General features: G+C 60.0%; 14 protein-coding genes and 2 pseudogenes. 5 read left to right on the top strand and 11 right to left on the bottom strand.

Features of this window, described 5'->3' with window-relative positions:
* Positions 1-170 precede the first annotated feature (170 nt).
* Positions 171-398: a hypothetical protein gene (locus J4G43_RS40625; RefSeq protein ID WP_208088311.1), complete on the bottom strand. Its 228-nt coding sequence runs from the start codon at positions 396-398 to the stop codon at positions 171-173.
* Positions 399-827: 429 nt separating this feature from the next.
* Positions 828-1,957, bottom strand: a protein-coding gene (locus J4G43_RS40620) for an IS3-like element ISRj2 family transposase (RefSeq protein WP_129557670.1) whose coding sequence is annotated in 2 segments (ribosomal slippage) — positions 828-1,705 and positions 1,705-1,957 — 1,131 coding nt in all. Because the reading frame shifts where the segments join, the coding sequence is not laid out codon by codon here.
* A 144-nt stretch (positions 1,958-2,101) separates the two neighbouring features.
* Here J4G43_RS40620 and J4G43_RS40615 point away from each other — a divergent pair.
* The 3 genes from J4G43_RS40615 to J4G43_RS40610 all read left to right on the top strand — a co-directional run bounded on the left by J4G43_RS40615 (position 2,102) and on the right by J4G43_RS40610 (position 3,523).
* Positions 2,102-2,509: a peptidoglycan-binding domain-containing protein gene (locus J4G43_RS40615; RefSeq protein ID WP_225005396.1), complete on the top strand. Its 408-nt coding sequence runs from the start codon at positions 2,102-2,104 to the stop codon at positions 2,507-2,509.
* A gap of 433 nt (positions 2,510-2,942) precedes the next feature.
* The gene (locus J4G43_RS56515) at positions 2,943-3,026 is read left to right on the top strand and encodes a DUF3309 family protein (protein ID WP_442869651.1); all 84 of its coding nucleotides are present in this window, start codon (positions 2,943-2,945) and stop codon (positions 3,024-3,026) included.
* Between the two features lie 269 nt (positions 3,027-3,295).
* A complete protein-coding gene (locus tag J4G43_RS40610) occupies positions 3,296-3,523 on the top strand; it encodes a hypothetical protein (RefSeq protein ID WP_208088310.1) in 228 nt (75 codons plus the stop codon).
* Positions 3,524-5,081: 1,558 nt separating this feature from the next.
* Here the strand turns inward: J4G43_RS40610 and J4G43_RS40605 are convergent.
* The 6 genes and pseudogenes from J4G43_RS40605 to J4G43_RS40580 all read right to left on the bottom strand — a co-directional run bounded on the left by J4G43_RS40605 (position 5,082) and on the right by J4G43_RS40580 (position 12,780).
* Positions 5,082-5,792 (bottom strand): IS110 family RNA-guided transposase, encoded by a 711-nt coding sequence (locus J4G43_RS40605; RefSeq protein ID WP_208088309.1) that lies wholly within the window; start codon positions 5,790-5,792, stop codon positions 5,082-5,084.
* Positions 5,793-6,235: 443 nt separating this feature from the next.
* Complete coding sequence (locus tag J4G43_RS40600) at positions 6,236-7,354, bottom strand: IS110 family RNA-guided transposase (RefSeq protein WP_208088308.1); 1,119 nt, start codon at positions 7,352-7,354, stop codon at positions 6,236-6,238.
* 597 nt (positions 7,355-7,951) lie between these two features.
* Positions 7,952-9,294 (bottom strand): annotated as a pseudogene (locus J4G43_RS40595) (IS1380-like element ISBdi2 family transposase).
* Between the two features lie 742 nt (positions 9,295-10,036).
* The gene (locus J4G43_RS40590; protein WP_038935046.1) at positions 10,037-10,567 is read right to left on the bottom strand and encodes a DUF1003 domain-containing protein; all 531 of its coding nucleotides are present in this window, start codon (positions 10,565-10,567) and stop codon (positions 10,037-10,039) included.
* Positions 10,568-10,865: 298 nt separating this feature from the next.
* A complete protein-coding gene (gene otsA, locus J4G43_RS40585; RefSeq protein ID WP_208088307.1) occupies positions 10,866-12,230 on the bottom strand; it encodes an alpha,alpha-trehalose-phosphate synthase (UDP-forming) in 1,365 nt (454 codons plus the stop codon).
* Between the two features lie 301 nt (positions 12,231-12,531).
* A complete protein-coding gene (locus J4G43_RS40580; RefSeq protein ID WP_225004675.1) occupies positions 12,532-12,780 on the bottom strand; it encodes a hypothetical protein in 249 nt (82 codons plus the stop codon).
* A 209-nt stretch (positions 12,781-12,989) separates the two neighbouring features.
* On the opposite strand from J4G43_RS40580, the gene J4G43_RS40575 reads away from it, so the two are divergent.
* The gene (locus J4G43_RS40575) at positions 12,990-13,265 is read left to right on the top strand and encodes a hypothetical protein (RefSeq protein ID WP_018648614.1); all 276 of its coding nucleotides are present in this window, start codon (positions 12,990-12,992) and stop codon (positions 13,263-13,265) included.
* 28 nt (positions 13,266-13,293) lie between these two features.
* Here J4G43_RS40575 and J4G43_RS40570 read toward each other — a convergent pair.
* Positions 13,294-13,631, bottom strand: a pseudogene (locus J4G43_RS40570) (IS701 family transposase); the annotation flags it as partial.
* A gap of 187 nt (positions 13,632-13,818) precedes the next feature.
* Here J4G43_RS40570 and J4G43_RS40565 point away from each other — a divergent pair.
* A complete protein-coding gene (locus J4G43_RS40565; RefSeq protein ID WP_038958099.1) occupies positions 13,819-14,088 on the top strand; it encodes a hypothetical protein in 270 nt (89 codons plus the stop codon).
* Positions 14,089-14,267: 179 nt separating this feature from the next.
* Here J4G43_RS40565 and J4G43_RS56175 read toward each other — a convergent pair whose 3' ends face one another.
* Together J4G43_RS56175 and J4G43_RS40560 are read right to left on the bottom strand one after the other, a co-directional pair.
* Positions 14,268-14,525, bottom strand: coding sequence for a hypothetical protein (locus J4G43_RS56175; protein ID WP_208089545.1), 258 nt, complete (start codon positions 14,523-14,525; stop codon positions 14,268-14,270).
* A gap of 187 nt (positions 14,526-14,712) precedes the next feature.
* Positions 14,713-14,877, bottom strand: coding sequence for a DUF3309 family protein (locus J4G43_RS40560; protein ID WP_018646276.1), 165 nt, complete (start codon positions 14,875-14,877; stop codon positions 14,713-14,715).
* Positions 14,878-15,311: the final 434 nt, after the last annotated feature.

Genomic DNA, 15,311 nt, shown 5'->3' with positions numbered 1-15,311 from the left:
GCTGCGTTCGAGCACCGCTCGACACAGTACCTCTACGCAAACGCAACGGCACGAGCCGTCGAGGGAGACCTTGGCGGCTTTTGCGTGTGGCTAGATATGCGCAAAGAAACGTCCCCTTCAGGGTCGGTCAGCCGCGAGGCTCTTGCACTCAGATACGAGGTAGGCCGCCTTTAAGACGAACCATTGCGCGACGTTTTACTGAAGCGGACCCAGAATACGAGAAGCCAATTCCCGTCGGAGCTAAGGGAGCCAGAGCCATGGCGGTCGCGCCTGCGCTGCTTGCGGCGCTCCCGCCATCCGATGACCTCGTCGTCAACGCAATGGATCTTGGAGGCGAGGTGCTTGTCGGTGAGCTTCACTCGACCGTAGCAGACGATGACGTCGCCAATAGACAGCATAAACAGACATCCCATTTCAAGGGCATCAGGACCGTTTTTGACGGTGGTCGCACCCCGGTTGAGGGCAACCCAATTCGGACAGGCGGGCGCGCATCGGCCCTCTCTTATTGGGCAGTCTCAGTGTAATGCGGTGTAACATTCGATGCGGGATAAGGAACAAGTGACCCCGATAACAGTTGCCCGACATCAGCTCTCAAAATCGAAATCACTGAGAGGCTCTAGGATTAGGGAAGAATAAGCCATTGCGTGTCTTCATCATCGCATTGTCAGTCTTGGGACTTTTAGAGCTGGCCCCGGTTGTTTGGACAGCGCCCCGCTGGATTTAAGTGGATTCCTGCCGGGTTATGCTGAACGCGGGGCTTTACGGTTTTGTCGTTGCGTCGGGAGGGCGTAGCCCGACCAGAGCGACGACAAAACCGTCGGCGACGGTCATGCGGCCATCACCATAGCTTGCGTGCCGAAGTAAGCCTCGTCGGGCGTGCGCCCGTCAAGGCTCGAGTGAGGGCGTCCCTGATTGTAGAAGGCCAGATACTTGGCAATTGACGCTCGCGCCTCGGACACGCTGTCGTAGGCGCGGAGATATACTTCTTCGTATTTGACCGTGCGCCAGAGCCGCTCGACAAACACGTTGTCGCGCCAGGCGCCCTTGCCGTCCATGCTGATGGCGATCTTCGCGTCCAGCAGCACATCGGTGAACTCGAGGCTGGTGAACTGGCTGCCCTGATCCGTGTTGAAAATCTCGGGCCTGCCGTGCTTCGCCAACGCCTCCTGGACCGCTTCGACGCAGAAGGCCGCCTCCATTGTGATCGAGACGCGATGGGCCAGGACCCGTCGGCTGAACACATCGACGACCGCCGCGAGATAGACGAAGCCACGCCGCATCGGAATGTAGGTGATGTCCATTGCCCACGCATGGTCGGGCCGCTCGATCTTCAATCCGCGCAACAGGTACGGGTAGATCTTGTGACCCGGAGCCGGCTTGCTCGTGTTCGGGCGACGATAGACCGCCTCGATCCCCATGCGCTTCATCAGCGTCGCGATGTGGCGGCGACCGGCGTATACGCCCTCCCGCCGCAGCAACGATCGCAGCATACGCGCTCCCGCGAAGGGATAATCGAGATGCAGCTCATCGAGCCGACGCATCAAGGCAAGGTCCTCGGCCGAAACTGGCCGAGGTTCATAGTAGACCGTGCTGCGAGCCAGCTTCAGGACCTTCGCCTGGCGCACGATAGAAAGATCATGATCGCGGTCGATCATCGCTTTGCGCTCAGCAGGCCCGCCTTGGTGAGCGCGCCGGACAAAAAATCGTTTTCCAACGCCAGCTCGCCGATCTTGGCATGTAACGCCTTCAAATCGACCGGCGTCTCGGCCGATGTCTTGTCATGCCCAAACACGCCGGCGGCGCCTTCCAGGAGCTGGTTTTTCCAGATCGTGATCTGGTTCGGATGAACATCAAACAGTTGCGCCAGCTCCGCCAGTGTCTTGTCGCCTTTGACCGCAGCCAAAGCAACCTTCGCCTTGAATGCCGGAGAATGCGTCCGGCGGCTCTTCTTCGTCATCTTCGCTCCTGATTCGCAGCAAGAATCCTCGCCGCTGTCAGGCAGAAAATCCACTCAAGCTACTGTCCGAATTTGCGGGGCCAGCTCTTTTTCGTCGGTGCAAATGTTGCCAAAGCGGGCCCGAGCACGGCCGACCGCGAACTGTTGGCATCCGTCGATCCGGCGACCTTTGGCCAGGAGGCAACTCAGGAAACCGAAGATCAGGTAGGCCTCGACAAGGGAAGGCGTCGAGACGTGCAGCGCCGGCTGACCCGTCTCGGCTTCGACACCAAGGTCAACGGACGGTTCGACGAGTCGACCCGGTCTGTCATTACCAGCTGGCAGGCGGCACGCGGCTATCCCAAGACTGGCTTCCTCAACACGCAACAGCATCAGGCGCTACTGACCGAGTCAGTCTCAGCGGCGCACGCTAGCTCCAGCAGCAGTGACAAATCCGATGAAGGACGTCTGGCCCGTCGTCACGGTGGGGGCGGTGCTCACCATCACCGCAGCGGTGGCGGTCCAGGTGGACTGATTGGTGGCGTAGTGGGCGGACTGTTCGGACGCAGGTGACCCGACAAATTGTAAAGGGGGGCATCCACCCGGCGCGATGCCGAGAGCATCGGTCTGATCGACCCATTCACTCAAGCATGCCTTCAAGGATGCCAGGACGGTTCTGAGAAGGGGAAGCCGCCAGCGTGTTGCGCCAATGCCGGAGCGTATCGTCTGTTAATTCACTCACCACCAGATCGCCGAGTGTCGGCAGGATATGAGCTGTGCCCCTCAAGGCTGAAACAGGGGTTCGATTCCCCTAGGGAGTGCCACTTTTCGGGGCGGCTGACGCGCGTAGGCAGGTGTCGCTATCGCCGCAAGTGGATAAGGTGGTGCCGGATCGGCGGCGGCTTGATTGGACGAGGCTTACAGGTTGTCGCGAACAATCACCTGGAGGCGGCGTTGAATACTTTGGCGCGCGGCAAACACTCGCCGGTGTCAGCGGAGAATTCCGATGGAATTGATCCTAATTATTGTGGTCGTGTTGCTGCTGTTCGGTGGCGGGGGATACTGGGGTAGGCGGCGCGGCCACTGGTGAACGATGATCGACTTTTCCGACCTTAGTCGCTCCTATGACGCCGCCCGGCACGCTGTGCGTTTCTGAGTTGCGCTGGCACGAATCCAGCCGGGGGTCGTCCCGATGATCAGGCTTGCTGAATGCCTTTGACGGCAACCGAGACAAAATATGCGCCGCGGCCGCTAAGATTTATGTCCCCGGCAGCCGGGGGTCTTACGATCTGGGCGCGTCCAACTTTTGAACCGGCGGCGGTCGCAAGGATCGCGACGCCGCAGAAGGAATGAAAACTAGTGAAAAAACCTGTTCTCTCAATCGACGAGCAAGAGCCAAAGAAAATACTAAGAGCCGATCGGCCTCCGATGGAAGGGTTCGTGACAATAGTCGACGGGCATTTCAAATCAGAATTTGACGATGTCGAGGCCGCTGAAGCATCGGGTCGAAAACTGAAGGCGATATATCCGATGCTTCAGATCGAGATCTACGACGCCGCCAACAAGGTCCGCACTTTGTTGAGCTAAGGCAGACGTCTCATATTGGCTACTAGTGTTGCAAAACTCCAAAAAGACTTGGCCAATTTCCCGCCAAAGATTGAAAACAGCGACAACCGTCGATCAACAGGGCCTCAAACACGCTGACAGAATCGCCTGTGCGTTTGGCGCTCCCCCCGCAACGCTACACTCGCCTTACCATGAGCATTGCAACAAGACGTTCTGATGCCTGCTTCTGGCCCTTCGCGTCGGTTGGTGCGGTGCAGCCGCGTGTCCGGAGTTGAAGTAATGTCGAAAGTGGCTGGCCGATCGTCAAAGCGACGCGATTGACCGTGCGCCCCGAGGGCGCGAACTACCAGTGAGGGAGGATCTCACCCGGATAATTGTCGATTGGTCCGGAAGCTGGCAGGTGGCTCGGCCGGGTAACTGGCTGGGTCGGAGCCCTGCGACGAAGGCGGCCTTGGGCTGCTGAGCGATCCGATGGGCCGTAACAGAGTGAAGCACTTACTACGACGACGGCGGCCGCGATCATCCAGCCTTGGACGGGAGATCCCTGAAAGTCACGCACCAGCCACTCGCCCACGTCGCGGACAATTATGCGTCCGCTCGGCACGTCATGGACCGATACGCCGCAGGAACGATGGACGACGCCGAAGAAGTAAGGCCGCCTCAGTTGGCGGCCTCTTTGCTTCCCGATTGTCCACACTCACGACCCGCAGTAGCTCACGCTCGTTCCAAGGCCCAAGGGAGTTCGTAAGACGTCTGTCAGTTCGCGGGTCTAGGTGATCCAAGTCTCAACCAACTTGCCTTCCTCAATCCGGTAGCTCTCTCCCACTCCAGTTGAAGAGGAAGAGAGCCAGTAAAATAGTTCTCAGCGTCATGCGACACTCCCACATCCGGACGCGTGCCGCGCCTAGAAGACGAGGGCTTCGCCCGGGGCGCATCACCGGCGCATTAGCCAAGCAAGTGCGGCACTTAAGGTTCGATCCCAGTTTCTCTCCCTCCGCCAGCCACCCGAAGTCACTTCGTACTTCGATGTGGAGACAGGCCGAAAATCCGGCCGTCTTTCCCGCCAGAGAAGTCCCATCGTCGACCCAATTATGCGTTCGACAGGCCCGGAGAACCGAATTTTCTCCGAATCTTAGTAGCTCGTGATTTGGTCTAGTATGGCATTTTCCGGCAGACCAAGCGCGTGTCAGGCAAGCGGTTTGGATCTCTCTCGCTCAACCGAAATGAACCGGGCGATGAGCATCGATAGTGCGAATGCGCCGGTCACATAGGCCTGACGGGTTTCGTCGCGAGATACTCGCCTGGGACGAGTTGCTGCTCGTATGCTTTTCGCGTTTGCTCGAGGAGATTTCATATCGTGTGCTATGCGAAGCCGCTTAAGGGATGTTGGTTACGTCATCGATCGCACCTCACTTTGCGCCGTTCCTTCGTTCGTGCCTGGCGGTCGTTCCTTTGTCCCGGCCTGCGCGCGCAGACGCGCCGCGCGCAAGGGCCGTCAAGGCCGGCCGTCGTGCTGTCCTGACGTCTTGCTCGACCGCGGCGAGGCTGCGCCTTGACGGCCCCGAGCACGGCGCGAGGATCAGGCAGGTCGGGACGCCATCTCCTCCGTCTTGACGCATTCGAAGGCGCGTCCCTTGTTGAGAACCGCCCACGCGATCCGGGCGAGCTTGTTGGCGAGCGCAATCGCCAGCACGTTGTGGTGCAATCGTTTCTTGGCGGCTTCGATCCAAGATTTGAGGCCATAGCGCTCCCAACACTTGACCTTGACCAGCACGACCCACGCGGCTTGCACGAACAGCGCGCGCAGGTAGCGATTGCCATGCCTTGATATCTTGCCGAGGATCGTGCGGTCGCCGGTCGAGATCTGCTTCGGCACCAGCCCAAGCCAGGCGCCGAAGTCGCGGCCTTTCGAGAACACGTCTCCAGTGCCGATCGCGGCCACCATTGCGCTCGAGATAAGCGGGCCAATGCCGGGCACTGTCATCAGTCGCTCGCAGGCCTGATCTTGACGGGCCAGCGTCTCGATCTCGCTCGACAGCCCCTCGATCCGCGCATCCAGCCGACGCCAGTCAAGCATTTGGAGCCTGCGACTGAGATGATGTGCGCCAACGCAGGCCTCCATACCGATCAAGCACGGCGGCAGGTTGGCGAGCCGCGTTTCCACCTGGCCGCGCGACCACTTCTGCCGCAGCACGATGGCGCCGCGCTGATTCTGGCCAATGATGTGGAACGAGTTCTTGCCAATATCGATGCCGATTATGGCGATCGCAGCGTTGAGTTTCTGAGACATGGCGTGCTCCTTGTCTTGAACACCCCTTGCCAGCTTCTCGTACCGGCAGGGCCGGAGCACGGCCGGACCATTCCATTCTGATGTCCCCAGTCAAGCACACAACGCACGGTTTTCCATCTCCACGAGGACTCATCGTGAAGTTCTTGCGCCGATGGATCGTGCAGAGGAGAAGGCGGAACCCAAAGACGTCGGTGAACAGGCTCTGATGCGCGGGTTGGATACCGCATTTCCGTTTTTTCGTCTGGGGCTGTCCCTGGTCTAGCGTCGGGCGTCGATCGGATGATCGGCCACATAATGGGTTTCAGGATTTCCCCTGCCGTGGTCCCACCTTCACCTCTGCACGATTGATGTCTGCGACTACCCTGATCCTGATTGCAACAAAGGGGGCTGTGGGCCGGTCGAGCGCACCTCACGACTCGAGCGGTCCACAGCCCCCAGCGACGTTACGCCTGTCGAGGTGGCATGAGCTCGCGATTGATTGCCCAAATGAAGGCGGATAGCTCTCGGGCAATCGCCGTGACGATTACGGTTCGCCGCTTGCCCTTCCGCTCGAGTGAGCGGAAGCGTCCGCACAATCTGGTTTGCGCTTTCCACGCAATCTCTCGCGCGCGTCTCGGTGCGGCCTCCACCTTTGGCTGCTTATCTCGGCTTACGCGCGGCGGATATCGATAGCTCCAGGCCGCCTCCACAAGAATACGTCGCGCCCGCCCATTACCGGCTTTGGTGATGCCGCCTCGCTTGACCTTGTCGCCAGTCGAGTTTTCCCTGGGCACCAGACCCAGATAGCTCATCAGCTCGCGCGGATTTTGAAAGCGGGAGAGATCACCGATCTCGGCCAGCACCCCCACAGCCGCGATGAGATCAATCCCCCGCATCGCCTGTAGGGCCGCGACAACCTCGGCAAGCGACCACTCGGGTACTACCTCGCGGATGGCATCTTCCAAACGCTCCATTCGCTCACTTTCCTGGCGTATCCCCTCAAGTAACTCTTCGAATGCGATGCGCTGCTCGCGATGCTCGAGCTTCTGCGACATCAGCCATCTCATGTGGGCGGGTCCCCACGTTGTCTTGCCCGGATAGATGCGTCCCAGCCGCAGCATCAATGACGAGATCTGCTGACGCTTGCCCTGGAGGTCCTTCTTCACTGCCTGACGGGCGCGCGAGAGATCGCGCATCGCCTCATGGCGCTCGTCCGGCACCCACACTGCAGTGAGCTCGCCCGCGCGCAACAGCTTGGCGAGGCTTACCGCATCGCGCCGGTTCGTCTTCACTCGATCGCCGGCCTTCTTCGGAACGAGCGAGGGGGCCACCACCAGGCAGTCATGGCCGAGGCTCTTGAGCAGTCTGTAGAGGCCATAGCCTGTCGGCCCTGCTTCGTAGCAAAACGTCAGATGACAGCATTTCGCTGCAAGCTTTGCCACCAGCTTTCGGATCGCTGCCTCCGTGGCAGGAAACTCCCCGAGATATCGTACCTCGCCGCCACGGCCGCCATCGGCAATGGCTATTGCATTGCGCGATTTTGACGTATCGATTCCGACAAAGACCTCGGTATGATGACCCACGACTCGCCCTCCTTGTTTGAGGCTCTGCCCGGTCCATCCAGGCAACCCTCGTCGCAACATCGAGGGTGAGTCGCCTCATTTTGTGGAGGGGACATACAGTCTAGCGGGAGTTATTCATCAGGTGCAGAATCGGCGTAGCGTGCTGGCATGCTCGAGCGGATTGCTTGTCCGAGCGCTACCCAAAGACGGCGACGCACCGAAGTCATCGCTTCCGCCAAATGGCAAGTCAGTGCCGGCGGTGAGCCCCGAGGGCGGAGGGGCACGTCCTGAGTCTTTCGAATATTGCCCAAGTTAGGACAGGCAATATTCTCAAACGGCTGGAACGATTGATCTTGGGACTTCTTGGTCCTCCGCAATCGGAGATCTTATCTTCGAGAACCAAGCCCACTGACCGGTCGACATTTTGCCCCAATGCCCGGCGGAAGGCTTAGCCCGTCCTATTCGTGAGAGTGCGGCTTTTGGGCCCGATTGATGCGGCCGCACATCTTGTCTGACGAGGCGCACAGGATTGCCTTCGGCTTTTCGCCGCCTGACGACCGGTACTTTGCAACGCGCTTGAGGGATGGGTTGGGCGAACGGGGGCGGACGCCCCGCCGGTCAAGGACCGAGCGGCAGCAGCGCGCCGGGCAAGCCGCAGATCAGGTCGGCTTCGGGACATGCCGCGGCAAACGCAAGGCGAATGCGGCTCGTGGTCTCGACGACACGGGCGGCGATTTTCAAGAGCCGAAGACGCAGCGTCGCGAACTCGGCAGCGGCCAATTCCCGGGCTTTGGGAATGGCGTCGCGCACGGTCAGCATCAGCCAATAAGCGGCCGTATGGAGCACGAGACGGACCTGGTTGGCGAGCGCCGAACGGCAGCTGGTGCGATCGGAGGCGAGCTGCGTCTTATGCAGCTTGATCAGATTCTCGGCTTGGCCGCGCGCGCAATACAGGCTGTCGTAGATCCACTCGGCCGAGCCGACATCGAGGCTGGTGACGACGAAGCGGATGTCGAGGCCGAGCTCGTCGCCTCAATACGGGCGACAGTGCGCCGTTCGCGATCCCAGGACTTTGCCTTGTGGCGCGTCTCGGTATAGCCACGCAGAACCGGCAGGTTCTCGATGGCGCGTCGCGTGCGGATGTCGTCGGCGACCTCGTCGACTTTTCTGGCGAGAGGCTTGGTGCCGGACAGACCGAAGATGTAGTCGATGCCGTTGGTCTCGCACCACGCCATGGCCTCCGGCCGGGCATAGTGCCCGTCGCCACGGAACGTAATTTGCGTGTTGTGCCATCGCGTCCGGATATGCCGTACCAGGCGGCGCAGATGGGCACGCACCTCGACGCCGCCCGGCGTCTTGCCGGGCCGCAGCACGACGGCCACGGGCCGGCTCTTCTCCGTGTCGTAGACGTGGATCGGCAGGAAGCAGCGTTCGTCATAATGAGCGTTGAACAGCGAGAGCTGCTGATGGCCGTGGACGACGTCGCAGGTATCATCGATGTCGAGCGTGACGGATGCCGGCTCGTGGGGGTAGCTATCCATCCATGCGTCGACCAAAATGTAGGTCAGCCGGATCACGTCGCGCAGGCGCGGAGCATTCTCCAGCCGCGACAGCGTCGGCTGGGAACACAAATCCCGGCCCGTGTCCGGCAGCCGTCCGCAGGCCAGTTTGAATGCCGGATCGGACCTCAGATGATCGAGGTCGTCGGCGTCCTCGTAGCCGCAGCAGATCGCGAACATGCGAGCGCGGAGCATATCGACCAGGCTGTGCACGACCCGCGTCGGATCGCGCCGATCCGGGAACACCCGGGCCAGATTGTTGGCCAAACCGAGACGCCGCTCGGCCATCGCCAGAAGCATCACGCCCCCGTTCGAGGTTAGGCGCCCACCATCGAAGGCAGCTGTGACTTTCTTGGCGTGAACGGCTGGAAACGAGAAGGGCGGAATCGTATCGTCGGTCATGGCGGGCGTGGCGTTCGCGGTTGGAGGTGATGGGGTTGGCTTCGCAACCGAATCCTACGCCGCATCAGCGCTTTACCCCTCAGGCGCACTCTTACGAATAAGACGGGTTAAGTTGAAGAAAGATTGAGTGACTCCCGATCATTTCTGTGCCGAAACGTGGAGTCGCGGTCGTGCCGCGTCCAAAGAAACCGGCGCGAGCGGCCTATTAGACGCGGTAGGTGATCAGCCTCCGAAACGAGACTATCAAGCATGAAGAGATCGAGCGCGAGGCAGAGGTTTTATTTGTGTTGAATTCTTGCTTCTCGATAGTGGTCTGAAATCGTATCATCGGTCATGGCGGGCGTGGCGTTCGCGGTTGAAGGTGATGGGGTGGCTTCGCAACCGAATCCTACGCCGCATCAGCGCTTTACACCACGCTCGCCAGCCTCTCAGGCGCCCTCTCGCGAATAAGACGGGTTAGCGGCCTCAGATGCCCCCGCACTGAGGCCGTTGCCTTGGCCGAGGCGAAGGTGTTCACGTGGTGTGAAAAACGACTTGACGAACTGCTTCAGGAACATCGCGAGCAGCCTGTGCCTTGACTAGCGGATCCGGTCGAACTTGGCGTCGCCTCGAAGGTGTCAGCGCTACAAGTGCCCTCTAACTGACAACCTCGACGATAGAGCGGGAATGAAAATCTCGTGCCCGATAAACATCAGTGCTTCCCGCTTCCCTTCTGGTCCATGACAGACAAGGTCGTCACCGCCTAGGTCTTACCCGGCACCGCTTCGGCCTCGATAGCCGCGACAAGCTCGGGCGCAAGGTGCGCGGACAAACGCTGAATGATGTTGAGTAGCTGCAAGATTTCTTGCTCGCGCAAGGCGTCAATCTTGTTGTGCAGCAATTCGATCTCGAGTTCAGCCTTCACATTTATTCGGTAGTCGTGTTCTGCGTGCCTGCGGTCAATCTCAGATTGGCGGTTCTGGCTCATCATGATGATGGGCGCTGCGTAGGCTGCCTGGAAAGAAAGGACCAAGTTCAGCAAAATGAAGGGATAGGGGTCCCAATGGTTGATGAATGCTATCATGTTCAGAATGATCCAAATGCCAAGAAGGACGCTTTGGATGATGATGAAGCGCCAAGAACCAACTGTTTCAGCAACCCGGTCGGCAAGCATCGCGCCCGGCGTCAGTGCGAGCTTGGGTACGTTGCGGGCTGGCTTTTGCGCCCGAAGTTCTCGCAACCGCTCCTGATCTTCGGGACCTAGGTGCACTTTGTGGCTTTGCTCGTTGGTCATTCGTTGCATCCACAGTTAAGAGGGGTGTGACGATCCGGTACAGGCCGCTTTGGGATGGGAAGCAGGAGAAGTGTACTACGTTGACGCGAAAGCGGAGAACTGTGGACGACTTGCCTTTGGTCTATCTGGTTCAGCGCGACGATGAAGCGGATGCAAGTGGTCCCGTCACTCGTGGATCATTTCCGCCGGGGAGATGATTTCGAAGTAACACCTTATCGGCGGACTGGGGCAACCTCGTTGACGAACGAGATTATCGCGACTTGCTGCACCGATGCTACGTTCCGGACGACATCCCAAGTTAGCGGCTGAGAGCGCCAAGAAAATTCTCGCGCCACGCCGCAATGCTATTGCGGCGTAGTACCGCCATCATGGTCCGCCAACGCTCGCATCGCTCCCCAAGTGGCATCCCCAGCGCTGTCTGCAATGCTTCGGCGACGGCGTCGGGGTCATACGGGTTGGCGATCACGGCAGCGTCGAGTTCATAGGCCGCGCCGGCGAAGGGTGAGAGAATGAGCACGCCGGGGTCATCGGGGTCCTGTGCAGCGACATACTCCTTGGCAACCAGGTTCATTCCGTCGCGCAACGGAGTGACAAGAGCGACGTGACTGAGCCGAAAGAAGCCAGCGAGCGAGCGCTGCGAAAAGCTCCTGTTCAAATACTGGATCGGTGCCCAATCGAGTTCCGCGAAGCGACCGGCCACGTCGCCTGCCAGCGCACCGAGCCTCTGCCGCAGCGCACGGTATTCAGGAACGTCGCTGCGCGTTGCGGTGGCGATCTGCAGGAAGCGGACGTGGTTGCGGTACGCGGGATAGCCGTCGAGAAAGGCGGCGAACGCTTTGAACCGGTGCTCGAGTCCCTTACTGTAATCGAGCCGGTCAACCCCAATGATGAGCTTGCGCCCCCGGAGACTCTCCTGCAGCCGGCGTGCCGTTCGGGATTTCACAGCGCGACCGGCCATGTCGGCGATGGCTTCAGTATCGATACCAATCGGGAAGGCGCCGGCGCGTAGATCCCGATCGAAGGCGTGAACGTGGCCATCGGACGAAACCTTGCCGCCTGCGCGGCGAAGGATGGCGTCATGGAAGGCGGTCAAATCCTCCACCGTCTGGAAGCCGACGAGATCGTAAGCGCACAGTGATTTCAGCAGGTCGCTGTAGTGAGGAAGGGTCGCCAGCACCCCCAACGACGGAAACGGCGTATGCAAGAAGAACCCGATCCGTTGTGTGGCCCCGGCGCGGCGAAGTTCCTCGGCCATCGGGATCAGATGGTAGTCATGCACCCACACGAGGTCACTCGGCCTGAGCAGCGGCGCGAGGGCGTCGGCGAGCAGGGCGTTCACCCGTCGATAGGCGGCCAAGTCCCGGCGGGTAAAGTTCATGAGGTCAAGGCGATAGTGGAATAAGGGCCACAGTGCCGCGTTGGAGAAGCCGCTGTAGTAGCCGTCATGGTCCGCGCGGGTAAGATCGACGGTAGCGTACGTCACTTCCTCGGTCTCAAAAACGTTCGGCTCTGGTGTTGTTTCTCCAAGCTTGCCACTCCACCCGAACCATAAGCCTCCAGCCTGATGCAGAGCGTCGACGAGGCCGGTCACAAGCCCGCCGCTGCGCTGCGCAGCTTCCCCCGGCAAGGCGACACGGTTGGAGACGATGACCAAGCGGCTCAAGCGGGTTCCCTCCGCACTGTCAGGGTTGCGTCAAGCCCAGCCGCCAAAAGATCTCGGCGAACACGGCACCGCAAATGATCGAGCGGTGACATCCGCCGGAGCCCACATTCGCCTCGGTCCTCACGCGAAAATCCACAAGTCCTTCTACCGGAACCGATGGTCCCGTCATCAGGCAATCTGGGCGCTTGAGGTCGGGCGCGACGCATGGACATTGAGCTGCAAGATCAGGGTGTTACTTGTAAAATACATAAATCCTCTCGCAGTAGATACTCTAGCGACGAGCTGGATTGTTGGGCGCTGTCTAAAGCTGATCTTCACCAGGATTGCGTCGGCAGACGCCCCGGGTGTGCCTTTCGATCTCAGCCAGTGCGGCGTCGAGCGAGGCGTGCGGCCCTTGCTGTATGCCGGCCATAGTTTCCGAGGCGTGGCCCCCCGGATAGATCATGAATTGACGGGGAGCGCTTGCCGTGATGCGCCCCATCGAGCGGCCGAGCAGGTCCGTCAGCTGCCAAACCGTGCCTCCCTCTGCGGGTGTAACGATCACATCCATGGTGAACCTTGAGTCTGTACGCCGCGCGAACAAACCGTTGCAATAACCGATGGGCGAACTACCGAGTTCCGCGGCCGCGGCATTCTCGGTACTGGAAGGATTGGCGCTTCGGATCGCCCCGCGATCGAGCGAATGGCGCTTAATGCCGACATGTGCGACTATATAGAATGGTCAAAAAGAAAGGTCGAAGGCCAACGTCGGGAGAAGAAATGGCAACCGCTCTCGACCGTTGGGACGAGGAAGGCGGAGCGCAGGAGTTGGCGTGGCCTTTACCCTATGAAGCCAGCGATTTGCGCGATGTGGAGCGCAGAGTCCTGGAATGTCTGGGTGCCGCCCTTGTCAGCGAATGGAATGATCTGCCTACTGACGTCCAGCGCAGGCTCTTCGAGCACGCGGCCTCGGGCAAATCGCACGACGCCACCGTGTTGAAGACGCGGATCGCCCGTTTCCTGCACGATCATAAAGGCGCTTCGGGTGGGCGCTAACACGACTTTGGCTGATTTGTTCACGCCTTGCTCTTCGCTGACCTGTGTTCTGCAGTATCCGTATCGCGGATCTGATGGCTGAAGAATGAGAGCGACGATGACGGGACGCGCGGCTGGCAGGTTGGGCTGAGGTGGTGGCCGTCGATTCATTTTTGCGCCCCGTCTTGGCAATGCGGAAGTGCTGCAAGAAGGCGTAAGCAATCATCGTCATAAGAGCGTGACGATGAAGACCGTGCCAGAACCGTCCCATCGCGCCATGACGGTTGTAGCCAACCGCCGCAAGTCTATCTCGGCTGGTAGATTTGCGAGATAGCATTTCTTCTCTCCGAGTCGCGATGCTTGCCGATCGCCAACTCGCATTTTTTCACTTGGCATCAGCAAGCATTTCGTCCGCCGGCATCTATAACAAATCCGCGATGTGTATTGCCTTGTGTTTGGTGACTTCGCAGCCATCTTATGATAAAGAGATAGCTAATCTCGGCACAGAGAGCACTGTAAACGGATTGCTTCACTATCGCGCCGATGCAAAGCCGTTTCTGAAGGATAGCCGATCATGACCATGCGCTCCCGACGCGAAACGGTCACCTTCAAGCATCCCTTCCGGATCAAGGGCATCGACCGCCTCCTGCCTCCGGGTGCCTACGAGGTCATTACCGATGAGGAGATGATCGAAGGATTGTCGTTCGAGGCGTTTCGCCGCGTTGCCACTATGATCACGGTGCCGGCGGCGCCGCCGCGCACTTCAACGGTGGAGAGGATTTCCATCAACCCGGTCGATTTGGCTGACGCTCAGCGCATTGATGCCGACGCGCCTCGTGAGTGACGAGCCACTCGATCTCGACAAGCACCGCTGAATGGCTGCACAAGAAGCGACCGACGTCCGGCGTATTCTGGCGCACGTCGAGAACAACGCAATGCCCCTGCGCGATGGGAAGCTTTCTTAAATTTGATGACGCGGCGTCCAACGACTTTCGCACCACACAGCTGGCCTTCACCGGATCCTTAGCCGCCGATGCAGCCGGGTGGCGGGTGAGAATTGTTACCAAACCAGTCAGGACGCACCCCACCGTTACTGGATTTTGGGAAGTGCATAGCTCCGCCCTGGTTGGTCGTCCCCGTGATTAGACCGAAGACCGCGATCATCTGGGACGCGGGGATCATGAGTAGCAGGCCGGCTACGGTCGAGACACCCGGTGCAATAGCGACCACAGCGAGCAGCGGCATAATAGGGCCGAAGGAGCGCTTGTGTAGGCGACCCATCAGCCAGCCCAGGGTAAAGCGATCTTGCCGGTGCCGTGCAGCCGCTGCAGCAGGACCGAGGCAGGCACAAACACCCCTTCATCGGCGGGCATTGTCGGCTTCAGCTGGTCGAGCTCGTTGGGACCCGGTACGCCGGGGAAAGGATATTTTGGGAGGCGCCGGGTCGACACAGCCGACCCTGCGAGGGTCAGAGCCGACCCAGAAGTAGCAATACGACGAGGATGACCAGGATGGTACCGATGACCCCCATCCCACCGTGGCCATAGCCGTAGCCGTAGCCGCCGAAGCGGCCGCTGAAGCCACCAAGCAGGAAGATGATGAGGAGGATGATGAGGATAAGTCCGATCGACATTGTCCGACTCCTTTGGTGGGACCTTGTGGATATTGGGTCTCACGGTAGTCCGAGTTGAGTGCGCGATCTTCAAGCTTCCGGCGACGACTGTCGGCGGCATCACTGGGCAAGTGCTGCGCTACTTCTTCTCGATTGAAATGCCACCCAGCGCGGCGGACGCGGAGCAGGAGGCAGTTTGAGCTTGAGAGAGGCAGCCTTGGTATTGTTTGGCTCGTGGTCGGCGGTGCCCGTGGCGTTGCCGGGACGAGTCAGTCGCTTCGGGATTGCTGGTCGAGCCGATAGACCCGCCCCGCGCTCGCGCCTTTAGCTCCCTGGCGCAAGTTTTGTCTGTCTTGCGATTCGCCGACTCCTGCAAAAGTCCGCAGGCGACCCCGGATGGGAGGGGCCGATGCAGTCGACCGGATCACAGGGGCGCAGCCGCGCCATCGCGCTCC

Origin of the sequence: Bradyrhizobium barranii subsp. barranii (assembly GCF_017565645.3) — a bacterium.
Taxonomy (GTDB): Bacteria; Pseudomonadota; Alphaproteobacteria; order Rhizobiales; family Xanthobacteraceae; genus Bradyrhizobium; species Bradyrhizobium barranii.
The sequence above is the reverse complement of the archived record's forward strand: the minus strand, read 5'-3'. Positions and strand labels throughout refer to the sequence as shown.